This is a genomic window from Salinibacterium sp. NG253 (genome assembly GCF_015864945.1).
In the GTDB taxonomy this organism is placed as follows: Bacteria; Actinomycetota; Actinomycetes; order Actinomycetales; family Microbacteriaceae; genus Rhodoglobus.
This window is the reverse complement of the sequence record NZ_JADYWF010000001.1, coordinates 10,018-22,805: the sequence shown is the minus strand read 5'-3', so window position 1 is coordinate 22,805 and position 12,788 is coordinate 10,018. Positions and strand designations below refer to the sequence as shown.

Here is a 12,788-nt window from a genome sequence, read left to right as displayed (position 1 = left end):
CCGAACCGCTGATGGGCGGTCGGGCACCGGTAACGGTGCCGCGATCATCCCTTGGGCTGAAGGATGACCGCTCGCAAACCGTCCACGTCGCCAGTGACTGCCTGAGCTTCGTACAAGCACTCAGCGACCGTTTCGGACGACACAGGGCTTGCGAGGGCGTACCAGAGAGCGTTAGCTGCTCGGGCTCGCGCAAACGCCCTTATGTAGCCCTGAGTCGCTTCCTCCCCCGATTCTGCTTCTTCAAGATTCCAGACGAGCTCATCTAGCTCTTGAACAAGTTCCCACAGTTGCTCTCGGATGTGATCGTTCACGTGCCGCTCCCCGAGTGCGGTAGTCGCTTCGGCGAGACGAACATCGTCAATATCGACTTGGCTCAGAACCCAAGTAGCGGCGGCACGAGATACATCACGGAGCGAAACGTCGCCAAGCGTGGAGATCTCCGCCGTGAGGTCTGGAGCAACAGTGCTTAGTCGCAAAACTTCAACTTAGTTTCTCTCGCGTGACGCCTGCTTCGCGACAGAGGTTGCGGTAAGTGAAGAGCAAGTACACGGCGTATGCCGCCGTGGCGACCGCGCCGCCGATTCCGGAGATCGCATATACAAAGCCCCACGAAATCTCTGGGCGCGCAGCAACCAGAAACCCGATCACTGCGAACACGACCGCGATTGGCGCGAGAAGAAAATCGATGCGACGTCGGAAGATGAACGCTAACGGGAAGAAATGGGCTCCGATGATGAGCGCCACAGCGGGAAACACTAGACGCCACTCACCGAGCAACGCGAGCACGATCGCTACGATCCACAGCGTGCCATAAGAGATTCCCGAAAGGATTCCCATGCGCTTTCCGATAAGCGCACCTTCAGAGGTGGGCACATTGGGAAAGTTGGCGGCGTGCCGGATGTTGCGGACTGAGAGAAACACGACGACCGCGGCATAGGCGACCCCCACGACGAAAATGAGCGTCCCGACAACGGGAGCAGCGAAGATCCACCAGATCAAATACACGAGCATGAAGAACACTTGCACGATCGGCTGATACGCGGTGTTGCGCGCTGCTGAACCGAACCACTCGGGCGTGTTAGTTGACATGAGGGAATCGTAGCGGTGATGTGGAGAAGAACTCACCTCTTCACCTTGTGAATGCGAAAAAAGGACCGTCCCGAAGGGCGATCCTTTTTCCATATTGTCGGGCTGACAGGATTTGAACCTGCGACCCCCTGACCCCCAGTCAGGTGCGCTACCAAGCTGCGCTACAGCCCGCGACAACTCCACTATCCTAACGCGGAATTTGAGGGCTCGTGTTCACATTGGGGGTCAAATGCGGGACGACCGCAAAATCAACTCGAGCTAACCCCGTGCGCGGCGGCGAAGAACTCGCGTTCATGCTCCGTGGAGGCCACGAAAGCGGTGAGCATTGCATCCCGAACCGGAGGGGTCGCGTCTGCGGCGAGCGCCGTCACTATCGTGATGGCCTGCTCTGTGGCATCCGTGAATGCGTCATCGGCATACGTGGTCAGCCAGTCGGCGTAGGGATGCTCAGCGTGCGCCAGTGGGTGCAGTCGCGACCCGACGTCGTGGTAAACCCAGAAGCACGGCAACAGGGCTGCGGCAAGGACCGCGTAGTCACCGCGGGCTGCCGTCGCCAGCAGATGATTCAGGTACTCCGTCGTTATCGCACTGGGCGAAGCCGCGAACAACTCACCGGCCACCGACCACGACTCGTGCAGCTGCAGCTCCGTCACGATGCACCCCTCGGCACTTGATGCCCAGAACGCTTGCTCCGCCGCCGTGGGTGCCAGCCGGGCAGCTTCGGCGAGCGCCCGCGCATAATCGCGCAGGTAGAGCGCATCCTGAGCCAGGTACCAGACGAAGTCGCCCCGGTCGAGAGAACCGTCCCCCAGTGCCCGCACGAAGTCACCTCCGTCGATCTCAGCCCGCACCGAGGCGATCTGCGCCCACCACTGCTCGCGCACCTCAGCGGCAGTCAGCGCCGGCTCTACGCCTCCACGCTCCCAGAGCCCGGCAAAGTGACTAATCGGACCACGCCCGCCGCCCACCTGCAACGACGCACCGGCACGGATGCTCTCGCTCAACCACCGCTTCGACTCCCCCACAGCGGCAGCCCACTCACCGCCGGCCGCAATCCGGGTCGCGAGCGCACTCGATAGCGAACAGCCCGTTCCGTGGGTGTTGCTGGTCTCTATACGGATGCCGTCAAACTCAGTCACGACGCCAGCGTTCCCGGAACGAGCATCCACCAGCGCATCCGGAGCCTCGGCTCCGCTCAAGTGCCCGCCCTTGGCCAGTACGCGCACCCCGTAGGAGGCAGAGACTCGCGCCGCCTGCTCCAGCACCTCAGGCCACGACTCAGCGGCGGGTTCTGCGGCGATGATCGCGAGCTCGGGGATATTGGGCGTAACAAGGTCACACAGCCGCACCAGGTCGCGCAGCGCTTGCTCGGCTTCGGCATCCAGCAGTCGGTCTCCACTCGTAGCGACCATCACCGGGTCGAGCACGACCAACGGAGGCCGCACAGCCTCAAGCCACGCCCGCACGACACCGACGACCTCGACGGTGCCGAGCATGCCAATCTTCACGGCATTGATTGCCACATCGTCGCTCACCGCATCCAGTTGCTCCCGCAAGAACGAAGCAGGCGGCACGTGCACTCCGCGCACCCCCTGCGTGTTCTGAGCGGTCAGGGCGGTGATCGCCGCCATCCCGTAGCCACCATTGGCTGCGATCGACTTCAGGTCGGCCTGGATACCCGCACCACCCGAAGGATCGCTGCCAGCAATACTCAGAACGCGAGGCACCCCGCTCATGCGTCTTCTCCCTCTTCGTCAGCAGCTACTACGCCAGCCCACGCTGCGGCGAGCGCCCGAGCCGCCTCTCGCGGATCAGCAGCACCACAGATCGCAGACACCACGGCCGCACCATCAGCGCCACCGGCACGCAGCAGCGCGAGGTCATTCACTCCCACCCCACCGATTGCCACGGTCGGTCGCTTACTCGCCGCTATGAGGTCGGCCATGCGATCGTGCCCGAGAGCATCCGGAGCATCCTTCTTTGTCGTTGTGGGGTGCAGGGCCCCGATGCCGACATAGTCGACACCCGCCGACCTCACACTGGCTTCGTACAGTTGGTCGTCGGTCGACGCGCTCAGACCCACAATCGCCTCAGCGCCAACGAGCGCGCGCACCGACGCTACGGGCAGGTCGCCCTGCCCCACATGCACCCCAGCAACCCGAGCACCCATCTCGCGCGCAGCGAGATAGACATCGACGCGGTCATTGACGAGCACGGGCACCTTGCGGGCAACCGCCGTGGATACGCGCAGCACAAGATCGAGGAACTCCCGCGCGGGCATGTCCTTCTCGCGCAGCTGCACGATCGTCACTCCCCCGGCCACAGCCTCGTACACGAGGTCTACGAGGTCGTGCCCGGCAGCTTTCGCTTGAGCCGAATCCGTCACTAAGTAAGTGGAAAGGTCGAAACTCTCTCGGAAGCCGCTCATGCGATGACCGCCCGCCCTGCAATATCGTCGACGGTGACTTCGCTCAGGGCATCCAACAGGGCGACCGCAAAGCTTCCCGGCAGTGTCGAACGCTCCGCCGCGAGATCGGCCGCGACCGTGTACACGCTCGTCGCCGCAACAGCCGCGGTCAGCGCATCCGGAGTCACTGCTGCAAACGCCGCCATGATCGCGCCGAGAGCACAACCACCGCCCGTCACCTTGGTCAGCACCGGATGCCCGTTCGTGAGCCTCACGACACTCACGCCATCGGTCACCACGTCCGTCGCTCCCGATACCGCGACAGCGCCGCCGGTCACCCGCGCAAGCATCTGGGAGGCGGTGAGCGCGGCATCCACACTGCTCGTGCTGTCGACGCCTCGACCTCCCGTACCCAATTCGGCGAGCGCCAGAATCTCTGAGGCGTTGCCCCGCACGATGGAGGGCCCGAGGTCACGCAGGCGATACGCGAGTGGTGTGCGCACCGGCAGAGCCCCTATGGCGACCGGGTCGAGCACCCAGGGCGTTCCGGCAGCATTGGCGGCCGGTGCCGCTTCGAGCGCCGCAGCGCGCTGCTCTTCGCGACAGGTACCGAGGTTGATCAATACCCCGGATGCCACCCCGGCGAACATGCCGGCTTCTTCCGGAATATCCACCATGGCCGGCGCAGCTCCCACAGCAAGCAACGCATTGGCAGTGAAGCCCACCACCACGCTATTGGTGATGCACTGCACGAGAGGCGACGTCGATCTCACCGCCTCGAGCGCATCTTGAGTGGCGGTCAAAAAGTTTGGTGGCGTACGCGACATGCACGACATCCCTTCGCTAGTTCTAACTAGATCAGGTTCGACGGGTGTGTTCTCAGCCCCGCAGGGCACCCCGTGTCACAAGTTGTGCCTCCACGATAGCGGGTCACACGGATGCTCGGGCGGTGGTACTGCGCCCACCAAGTGGCCCACTTCTGCCCCATTCAGCACTGTTTACCGCGGGCGCAGACCAATTGGGATTATTTTGCTGTCGGATGTCGTTGCACTGAGCAACAATAAAGACGACGACTGATTTGTGCGCCCATAGTTATCCCGGCTGCTGCTTCGTCCTACCGCTTCACACACGACAGGATTTTCATGACTAGCACCGCGCCGATTACCGGCAGCATTCCCCTCGCTCCCCCCGGGGCGAGCCTGTCAGCGGGCGAGGTCGACAACAGCGGCCGCAACCGTCTCGTCATTGCGCTCATGCTCGCGGCAACATTCGTAGTCTTCCTCAACGAAACATCCCTCGTCGTAGCTATCCCCCGCATCATGGAAGACCTCAACATTGAGCCGAGCACCGCTCAGTGGTTGTCAACGTCCTTCATGCTCACGATGGCGGTAGTGATTCCAATTACCGGATTCCTCATCCAACGCTTCACGACCCGCAGCATCTTCATCGCCGCGATGTCCCTCTTCACTGCCGGCACTCTATTGGGAGCTATTGCGCCGACGTTCTTCATCCTCATCCTGGGACGCGTCATCCAAGCCTCCGGTACCGCGATTATGCTGCCGCTGCTCATGACCACCGTCATGACTCTCGTACCCCCGGCTACCCGCGGTAAGACGATGGGTAATGTCTCAATCGTCATGTCGATGGCTCCGGCCGTTGGCCCGACCGTCGCTGGCCTTGTCCTCGCGGTCTTCGACTGGCGCTGGGTGTTCATCGTCATGATCCCCATCTCGGTCACTGCGCTCATGCTCGGCATCACCAAAGTGCGCAACGTCACCGAGCCCCGCAAGGTCTCGATTGACGTGCTCTCGGTCATCCTCTCGGCCGTCGCCTTCGCCGGCCTGATCTACGGCCTCTCGAGCCTGGGTGAATCGGCCAGCGGTGAAGTACTCGTCGCCCCCGCCATCCCGATCATTGCGGGAGCCGTCAGCCTCGCGCTGTTCATCCTGCGCCAGCTGAAGCTGCAGAAGACAGACAGCGCACTACTCGACCTCCGCACCTTCGCAGCATCCGGCTTCGCGATTTCGATCGGCCTCATGATGGTCATGATGGCGGCCCTCTTCGGCACCATCATCCTGCTGCCCATGTTCACGCAGGATGTCCTCGGCCTCGAACCCATCCAGAGCGGACTCCTCGTGCTGCCCGGCAGCCTCATCATGGGCCTTCTCGGGCCGATTGTGGGTCGTCTCTACGACAAGGTCGGACCGCGCCCCCTCATGATCCCCGGCGCAATCGTCGTGAGCGCGTCACTGTGGAGCTTCACGATGCTCTCCGAGAACAGTTCAGCCCTGATGGTTGTTGCCATCCACGTGCCCATGAGCATCGGTCTGGCCTTCATGTTCACTCCGCTGTTCACCTCAGCACTCGGAACCCTCAAGCCGCACCTGTACTCGCACGGCAGCGCCACCATCGGCACCGTGCAGCAACTCGCTGGCGCCGCGGGTACGGCGCTGTTCATCGCGCTGCTCACGGTGCAGTCCGTGGCTCTTGCTGCCGAAGGAGCACCCGACACCGAAGCTCTCGCCGGGGGCGTGCGCCTCGCGTTTATGGCCGGTGGCGTCATCTCACTCTTCGCGGTCGTCGCCACGTTCTTCGTGAAGCGCAACGATGCCGACGTTGACGCCGACGCCGCACCGGTCGCTCACTAACGCTGGAGTGTGAACGGGCGCCCACCGGCATCCGTTCACACCGCGCCATTCGGCAAACGCACCACGCCAAACGGCGAGTCACCCTCCTAAGAGAATGACTCGCCGTTTAGTCGTTAAACCGAACCTACTTGCGCTTGCGCTTCTCACGCACCCGCATGTTGACCTGGATGGGGCTGCCATCGAAGCCGAAGATCTCGCGCAGTCGACGCGTAATGAATCGACGGTACTGCGGGTCCAAGAATCCGGTCGTGAAGAGCACGAACGTTGGCGGGCGGCTCGATGCCTGCGTACCAAAGAGGATGCGCGGCTGCTTGCCACCACGAAGCGGGTGAGGGTGCTCCTGCGTAAGTTCGGCCAGTAGCGCGTTGAACTTACCGGTCGGAATGCGGGTATCCCACGACGCCAACGCCAGCTCGAGAGCCGGAACCAGCTTCTCCATGTGACGACCGGTCTTAGCCGAGATGTTCACGCGAGGAGCCCAAGCGACGTGCGCGAGGTCCTTGTCGATTTCTCGCTCCAGCAGGTCGCGACGTTCGTCGTCGAGAAGGTCCCACTTGTTGAAGGCCAGAACGAGCGCACGGCCCGATTCGAGCACGAGGTCAACAATCTTGAGGTCTTGAACGCTGAGCGGCTGGCTGACATCGAAGATGACAACGGCAACTTCAGCCTTTTCCAGTGCAGCGCTGGTGCGCAGCGTTGCATAGAAGTCAGCGCCTTGCGCCAAAGCAACACGACGACGGATGCCGGCCGTGTCAACGAAGCGCCAGAACTTGCCGCCGAGCTCAATCTGCTCGTCAACCGGGTCGCGAGTCGTGCCGGCGAGGTCGTTGACAACAACGCGCTCTTCGCCAGCAGTCTTATTGAGCAAGCTCGACTTGCCAACGTTCGGGCGACCGAGGATAGCAACGCGGCGCGGGCCACCCACTTCTTCCTTGGCGACCGTCGAAATTTCCGGCAGAACCGTGAGCACGTGGTCGAGCAGGTCAGCAACACCACGGCCGTGAACGGCGGAGGACGGCCACGGCTGACCGAGGCCGAGGCTCCAGAGGGCTGCGGCATCCGATTCCTGGTGGATGTCGTCAACCTTGTTGGCGACCAAAATCACGGGCTTCTTGGTGGCGCGAAGCATGCGCACGACGTGCTCGTCGGTGGAGGTGGGGCCAACCGTGGCATCCACCACAAAGAGCACAGCGTCGGCGAGGTCGATTGCGATCTCAGCCTGAGCAGCAACAGAGGCGTCGATGCCCTTAGCGTCGGGCTCCCAGCCGCCGGTGTCGACGATGGTGAAGTGACGGTTGTTCCACTCGGCCTTGTAGTTGACGCGGTCGCGGGTAACACCGGGGGTGTCCTCCACAACAGCTTCACGACGACCGATGATGCGGTTCACGAGAGCTGACTTGCCGACGTTCGGGCGACCAACGATCGCGAGAACCGGCAGGGCAGGCAGGTAGTAGATGGCATCCGGGTCATCGGATGCGGAGTCGAGGACCGCGAGGTCGTCGTCTTCGAGGTCGTAGTCGCTCAGGCCGGCGCGGAGCGCAGACGTGCGCTGAGCAGCCTCTTCTTCGTTCATTCCCGAAAGACGCTCAACCAGATCTGGGTTCAGTTCGGGAAAGTCGTCTTCGGCGGGCGAATGATCGGCCATGGGTAGTCCTTTGTTTACATGCTGGAGCGAACAAAACTCGCGACGGCCGTCACGGTTTGATCGAAGTCAAGATTGGTGGAATCAATGGTGATGACTCCATCGGCGGCGTTCATGAAGTCCACGACTTTGGAGTCCTGCGCATCTCGATAACTGAGTTGTTGCGCGGTTGTCGTGCTCGATTCTCCGGAGAGTTCGGCCGCACGTCTTCCCATCCTAGCTTCTTCACTGGCTGTGAGCAGAATTCGAGCCTGAGCGTCCGGTGCAACCACGGTTGTGATGTCGCGTCCTTCGACCACAATTCCGGGTTTTTCGCTCCCCGCGATGATGCTGCGGAACAGATCGACCATGTACTGCCGCACTTCGGGCACGCGCGCGATGTTCGAGACAACGCCCGTGATGCGGGGTTCGCGGATGTCGTCGGTCACGATCTCCGAGTCGACCTTCACAAAGTAGTTGTCAGGGTCAATCCCGATGGAGTACTCGAAACGTGGGAGCGTCTCGATGACGTCGCCGGGCCCCAGGGTGTCGACGCCACGCTCGAGGCAGTGCAACGCAAAACCGCGGTAGGCAGCTCCGGTGTCGAGGTAGTCGAAGCCGAGTTCGCGAGCGGTCGCTTTCGACACACTCGACTTTCCACTGCCGGCCGGGCCATCAACGGCCACCACAACAAACGACGGGTTCTTATTCACGCGAAAGTCTCTGCAATCTTCCAACCACGAGCTTCGAGCTCGCTTATCAATACGGCTTCCTTTTCGGGCAGCACCGAGATTTCGGCCAAACCGAATTGGGCACCCGGTGAATGCTCAAGGCGCAAGTCTTCCATGTTCACGTCGGCCTCGCCGATTTCGGTGAGCAGTCGGGCGAGCTCACCTGGCTTGTCATCGACCATGACGACGAGTTGACTGAAGTGCTTGCTCGTTCCGTGCTTGCCGGGAATACGCGCGACTCCCGCGTTGCCGCCGGCCAGAACTTCGGCGAGAGCACGGCGGGCGCCCGGAGCATCCGGAGTCTCGAGCGCCTCAATCGCCACACCGAGTTCGGTCTGCATCTCGCGCAAAATCTCCGCAACGGGGCCCGAGTTAGCACCCAAAATCTGCACCCACAGCTCAGGGGCACTCGAGGCAACGCGGGTCGTGTCGCGCAATCCTTGGCCAGCAAGAGCCACAGCAGCGTCGGATGCTCCCTCCAACCGGTGCGCGAGCAAACTCGCCACCACCTGGGGAACGTGCGAAATCAGGGCCACCGCGTTGTCGTGATCGGAGGCTGACATCGCGACGGGAATAGCACCCAGCTCGATGACAACATCTTCGACCGCGCGACGACGGAAGGGTTCTCCCCTGCCGATGACCCACGGTCGACCGATGAACAGGTCCGCGCGGGCCGCAATGGCGCCGCCGCGTTCGCGTCCGGCGAGAGGATGCGAGCCAACGTAGCGATCAAGATCGGCACCCAGCGCAATGAGTTCCTCGAGCACGCCCACCTTCACGCTCGCGACATCCGTCACCGTGGCACGCGGCCAGGCGATGAGTTCGCGAGCGACAACCTCGGCCGTGACATCCGGCGGAACCGCCACAATCACAAGCGTCGGCTTATCGTCAGCGTGCGGCGCACGGCCAGCGCCATAGTCGATCGCGAGAGTTGCGTTCGAGCGCGACGCATCGTGCAAAATCACATCGACGCCCTTGGCCCGCAGTCCGTGACCAATGCTGGCACCGAGCAACCCCGCACCCACGATGCGTACTTGCCCGGTGATGCGGCCTAGGTTCACGACTGTTCCTCGGCCTCGCGGGCAATCGTCAGTACTGCACCCAACTCCACCTTCGTGAGGTTGCGAGTCTTTCCCAGCCCAAGGCTTCCGAGGTTCAGCGGGCCAAACTGGCGACGAACGAGTTCGATCACCGGGTGGCCAACTTCTTCCATCATCCGGCGCACAATGCGGTTGCGGCCCGAGTGCAGGGTGAGCTCCACCATTGTTTGGTCGTTGGATGCTCGGCCGAGCGATCGCGCCTTGTCGACGGCAATCGGGCCGTCCTCCAGCTCGATGCCCTTCATGAGCTGCGAGATTGTTTGAGCGGTCACGGTGCCTTCGACCTTGGCGATGTAGGTCTTCATCACGCCGAAGGACGGGTGGGCAAGCACGTGGGCGAGTTCGCCATCGTTAGTGAGCACGAGCAAACCAGAGGTCTGCACGTCGAGACGGCCGACGTTGAAGAGTCGTTCGTCGTAGTTGCCGGTGTACTGCAGCAGGTCGGGGCGACCGCTTTCGTCGGACATCGAGCTCACCACGCCGACGGGCTTGTTGAGCATGACATAGCGCTTGGTGGTGTCGAGCTGAATCGCGCTTCCATCCACCGTGACGCGGTCCGTCGGCTTCACGCGACGGCCAGCTTCTTCAACAACCTTGCCATTGACCGCGACGCGGCCTTGGTAGATCAGGTCTTCCGAAACACGACGCGATGCCACACCGGCGGCGGCCATTACTTTTTGAAGGCGTTCGCCCTCGGGATTGCTGGGGCCTGAGCCATTAGCGTTGTTCATCAAAACCGTCCGTACCATCAGATAAAAGTGGCGAGATGGGAGGCAGCTCGGCAATGGAGTTGATCCCCAACTGCACGAGCATGAGCTCCGTTGTTTCGTAGTGGATGGCGCCCGTCTCGTTGTCGGTAAACGCTTCCGTAATAAGTCCTCGACTCAGTAGCGTACGCACTACTGAGTCAACATTCACCGCACGCACGGCAGCAATGGCTCCCCGACTGATCGGTTGCTTGTACGCAATCACCGCAAGCGTCTCCAGCGCGGCCTGGCTCAACCGCGATGGGTTTTGCGTATAAACGAAGTCGCGCACGGCAGAGTCGTAGTCTTCGCGCACATAAATTCGCCAACCGCCACCGACTTCGCGGAGTTCAAAACCGCGTCGCGGGCCTTCGCCTTCACCGTCGAAATCGGCGCACAGCGCAGTGATCGTCTTACGGATCGCCGCCACGGGTGCGTTCAGGGCCGTTGCGAGGCTCACGAGGCTCTGCGGCTGGTCGGCAACCATGAAGATCGCCTCAAGCCCGCGGGCGAGGTCGACAACGGGGCCGGCCGCGAGTTCTTCTGCGGTCGGCTCGGTCTGCGGCTGCTCGGTGTCGGCTTGCGCGATTTCAGCTTGCGCGGTCGCGATTTGCTCGGTATCAGTTTCCATAATCTGCTCCCAGATTAGCGAGGCTATCGTCTGACCAGTGTTCTGCGGTCCAGCGCACGGTCAGTTCGCCTAAGGGTTCGATCTGTTCAAAGGCGACATTGCCGCCGCGATACAGCTCAAGCACAGCCAAGAAGCGCGCCACAACAACGCCCTTCAACTCGGCGCCGGCGATCAATTGGCGGAACGTCTTCGGCTCCCCTGCCCGCAACAGCGCGACTACATGCGCAGCTTGTTCGCGGATGCTGATGAGCGGTGCGTGCAAATGGTCGAGCCCTACGCTCGGAATCTCTCGCGGTGTGAACGCGAGGGTCGCGAGTGCAGCGAAATCGTCGAGGCTGAGCGTCCACACGAGTTCGGGAGTTTGAGTGCGGTATTTCTCTTCCAAGCGCACCGATCGCACGGTGCGCGTCGCTTCCGCCTCGAAGTGCGACCCAAACCAATCGCTGGCCTGTTTGAACGCGCGGTATTGCAGCAGACGCGCAAAGAGCAGGTCGCGTGCTTCGAGCAGCGCGACATCTTCGGCATCCACGAGCTCACCCTGCGGAAGGAGCCCGGCTACCTTGAGGTCGAGCAGCGTGGCAGCAACGACTAAAAATTCGCTGGCCTGATCGAGTTCGTCGATGTCATCTGATCCATTTGCGGACTCGAAGTCGCGCAAGTAGGCAATGAACTCATCCGTGATGCGCGACAGCGACACCTCGGTGATATCGAGCTCATGCTTGGTAATGAGCGACAGCAGCAGGTCGAATGGCCCGTTGAAGTTGCTGAGAGAGACCGAGAATCCTGGTGCGGATGCCTCGGTCTCGTCCACGTCGCTAGGCGACGGCGCCACGGGCGATCAGCTCTCGCGCCACCTGGCGGTAGGAGTGCGCCGCAGAGTGGTCGGGGGCGAAGGTGGTGATCGGGGCACCGGCCACGCTGGCATCCGGGAACTTCACGGTCCGACCGATAACGGTCTCGAGAACGTCGTCTCCAAAGTTCTCAACAACGCGTTCGAGTACTTCACGCGAGTGCAGCGTGCGCGCGTCAAACATTGTCGCGAGGATGCCGTCGAGTTTGATCGCGGGGTTCAGGCGATCCTGAACCTTCTCGATTGTCTCCACGAGCAGGGCAACACCGCGCAGTGCGAAGAATTCGCACTCGAGCGGAATGAGCACGCCGTGGGCCGCCGTCAACGCGTTCACAGTGAGCAGGCCGAGCGAGGGCTGGCAGTCGATGAGGATCACGTCGTACTGGTCGCTGACCTTGCGCAGTACGCGCGCCAGAATAGTTTCGCGAGCGACCTCGTTGACGAGGTGCACTTCAGCGGCCGAGAGGTCGATGTTGGCTGGGATGACGTCAAGGCCGGGAACGTTGGTGTGCACAATCGCTTCTGCCGGGTTCTTGATCGTGCCGAGCAGCAGGTCGTAGATCGTGGGCACATCGTGCGTGGGAACGCCAAGGCCCGCCGAGAGCGCACCCTGCGGGTCGAAGTCGATGGCCAACACGCGGCGGCCATATTCAGCAAACGATGCACCGAGGTTGATCGTGGTGGTCGTTTTGCCGACGCCACCCTTTTGGTTGCACAGCGAAATGATGCGTGCCGGGCCGTGGCCCGTGAGGGGTGGGGGTTCTGGAAAAACCGTAAGCGGCCGGCCGGTTGGGCCCATTGCCTGAACATCCAACCCCGCCAGCGTCGAATCGTTCTCGCGCTGTGTCGTCATGACAAAAGTTTACGTCGCGCTTACCTCGCAGCCTGCGCTCCCACGCGCGGACACGGCAGGGTCGCCTCTACCAAAGGTTGAAGGTTTGGCAGCGCGACACGCGGGTCAGCAG

At 62.1% G+C, this 12,788-nt stretch carries 13 protein-coding genes, 1 tRNA gene and 1 riboswitch; of the genes, 1 reads left to right on the top strand and 13 read right to left on the bottom strand.

The window, feature by feature from the left end; genetic code table 11:
* Nucleotides 1-44 precede the first annotated feature (44 nt).
* The 6 genes from I6E52_RS00120 to thiM form a co-directional block, all read right to left on the bottom strand.
* Entirely contained in the window at nucleotides 45-476 is a 432-nt protein-coding gene (locus I6E52_RS00120) for a hypothetical protein (RefSeq protein WP_197154090.1), read from the bottom strand.
* 4 nt (nucleotides 477-480) lie between these two features.
* Nucleotides 481-1,089: a hypothetical protein gene (locus tag I6E52_RS00115; RefSeq protein WP_197154088.1), complete on the bottom strand. Its 609-nt coding sequence runs from the start codon at nucleotides 1,087-1,089 to the stop codon at nucleotides 481-483.
* A 97-nt stretch (nucleotides 1,090-1,186) separates the two neighbouring features.
* A tRNA-Pro gene (locus I6E52_RS00110) sits at nucleotides 1,187-1,260 on the bottom strand.
* A 77-nt stretch (nucleotides 1,261-1,337) separates the two neighbouring features.
* The gene (locus I6E52_RS00105; protein ID WP_197154086.1) at nucleotides 1,338-2,825 is read right to left on the bottom strand and encodes a bifunctional hydroxymethylpyrimidine kinase/phosphomethylpyrimidine kinase; all 1,488 of its coding nucleotides are present in this window, start codon (nucleotides 2,823-2,825) and stop codon (nucleotides 1,338-1,340) included.
* The gene (gene thiE / locus I6E52_RS00100; RefSeq protein WP_307842286.1) at nucleotides 2,822-3,475 is read right to left on the bottom strand and encodes a thiamine phosphate synthase; all 654 of its coding nucleotides are present in this window, start codon (nucleotides 3,473-3,475) and stop codon (nucleotides 2,822-2,824) included. Before thiE ends, I6E52_RS00105 begins: the two co-directional genes overlap by 4 nt.
* Before the next feature lie 38 nt (nucleotides 3,476-3,513).
* A complete protein-coding gene (gene thiM / locus I6E52_RS00095) occupies nucleotides 3,514-4,323 on the bottom strand; it encodes a hydroxyethylthiazole kinase (protein WP_197154082.1) in 810 nt (269 codons plus the stop codon).
* A riboswitch (TPP riboswitch) is annotated at nucleotides 4,315-4,406 on the bottom strand. It overlaps the preceding gene by 9 nt.
* 232 nt (nucleotides 4,407-4,638) lie before the next feature.
* Here thiM and I6E52_RS00090 point away from each other — a divergent pair.
* Complete coding sequence (locus I6E52_RS00090) at nucleotides 4,639-6,144, top strand: DHA2 family efflux MFS transporter permease subunit (RefSeq protein WP_197154080.1); 1,506 nt, start codon at nucleotides 4,639-4,641, stop codon at nucleotides 6,142-6,144.
* Nucleotides 6,145-6,268: 124 nt separating this feature from the next.
* Here the strand turns inward: I6E52_RS00090 and der are convergent, their stop codons facing one another.
* Genes der through I6E52_RS00055 form a run of 7 tightly spaced genes read right to left on the bottom strand, consistent with a single transcriptional unit; the run spans nucleotide 6,269 to nucleotide 12,676 of the window.
* A complete protein-coding gene (gene der / locus I6E52_RS00085; protein WP_197125087.1) occupies nucleotides 6,269-7,789 on the bottom strand; it encodes a ribosome biogenesis GTPase Der in 1,521 nt (506 codons plus the stop codon).
* 14 nt (nucleotides 7,790-7,803) lie between these two features.
* Nucleotides 7,804-8,478 (bottom strand): (d)CMP kinase, encoded by a 675-nt coding sequence (gene cmk, locus I6E52_RS00080; protein ID WP_197105409.1) that lies wholly within the window; start codon nucleotides 8,476-8,478, stop codon nucleotides 7,804-7,806.
* Nucleotides 8,475-9,557 carry a prephenate dehydrogenase gene (locus tag I6E52_RS00075; protein ID WP_197154078.1) on the bottom strand — a complete coding sequence of 361 codons (1,083 nt, stop codon included), beginning with the start codon at nucleotides 9,555-9,557 and terminating at the stop codon, nucleotides 8,475-8,477. Before I6E52_RS00075 ends, cmk begins: the two co-directional genes overlap by 4 nt.
* Nucleotides 9,554-10,327: a pseudouridine synthase gene (locus tag I6E52_RS00070; protein WP_197125089.1), complete on the bottom strand. Its 774-nt coding sequence runs from the start codon at nucleotides 10,325-10,327 to the stop codon at nucleotides 9,554-9,556. The genes I6E52_RS00075 and I6E52_RS00070 overlap by 4 nt, the downstream gene beginning before the upstream one ends.
* Complete coding sequence (locus I6E52_RS00065; protein ID WP_231601705.1) at nucleotides 10,314-10,973, bottom strand: SMC-Scp complex subunit ScpB; 660 nt, start codon at nucleotides 10,971-10,973, stop codon at nucleotides 10,314-10,316. The genes I6E52_RS00070 and I6E52_RS00065 overlap by 14 nt, the downstream gene beginning before the upstream one ends.
* On the bottom strand, nucleotides 10,963-11,805 hold the full coding sequence (locus I6E52_RS00060) for a ScpA family protein (protein ID WP_197154077.1): 843 nt from the start codon (nucleotides 11,803-11,805) through the stop codon (nucleotides 10,963-10,965). The genes I6E52_RS00065 and I6E52_RS00060 overlap by 11 nt, the downstream gene beginning before the upstream one ends.
* On the bottom strand, nucleotides 11,789-12,676 hold the full coding sequence (locus I6E52_RS00055; RefSeq protein WP_197135326.1) for a ParA family protein: 888 nt from the start codon (nucleotides 12,674-12,676) through the stop codon (nucleotides 11,789-11,791). The genes I6E52_RS00060 and I6E52_RS00055 overlap by 17 nt, the downstream gene beginning before the upstream one ends.
* Nucleotides 12,677-12,788: the final 112 nt, after the last annotated feature.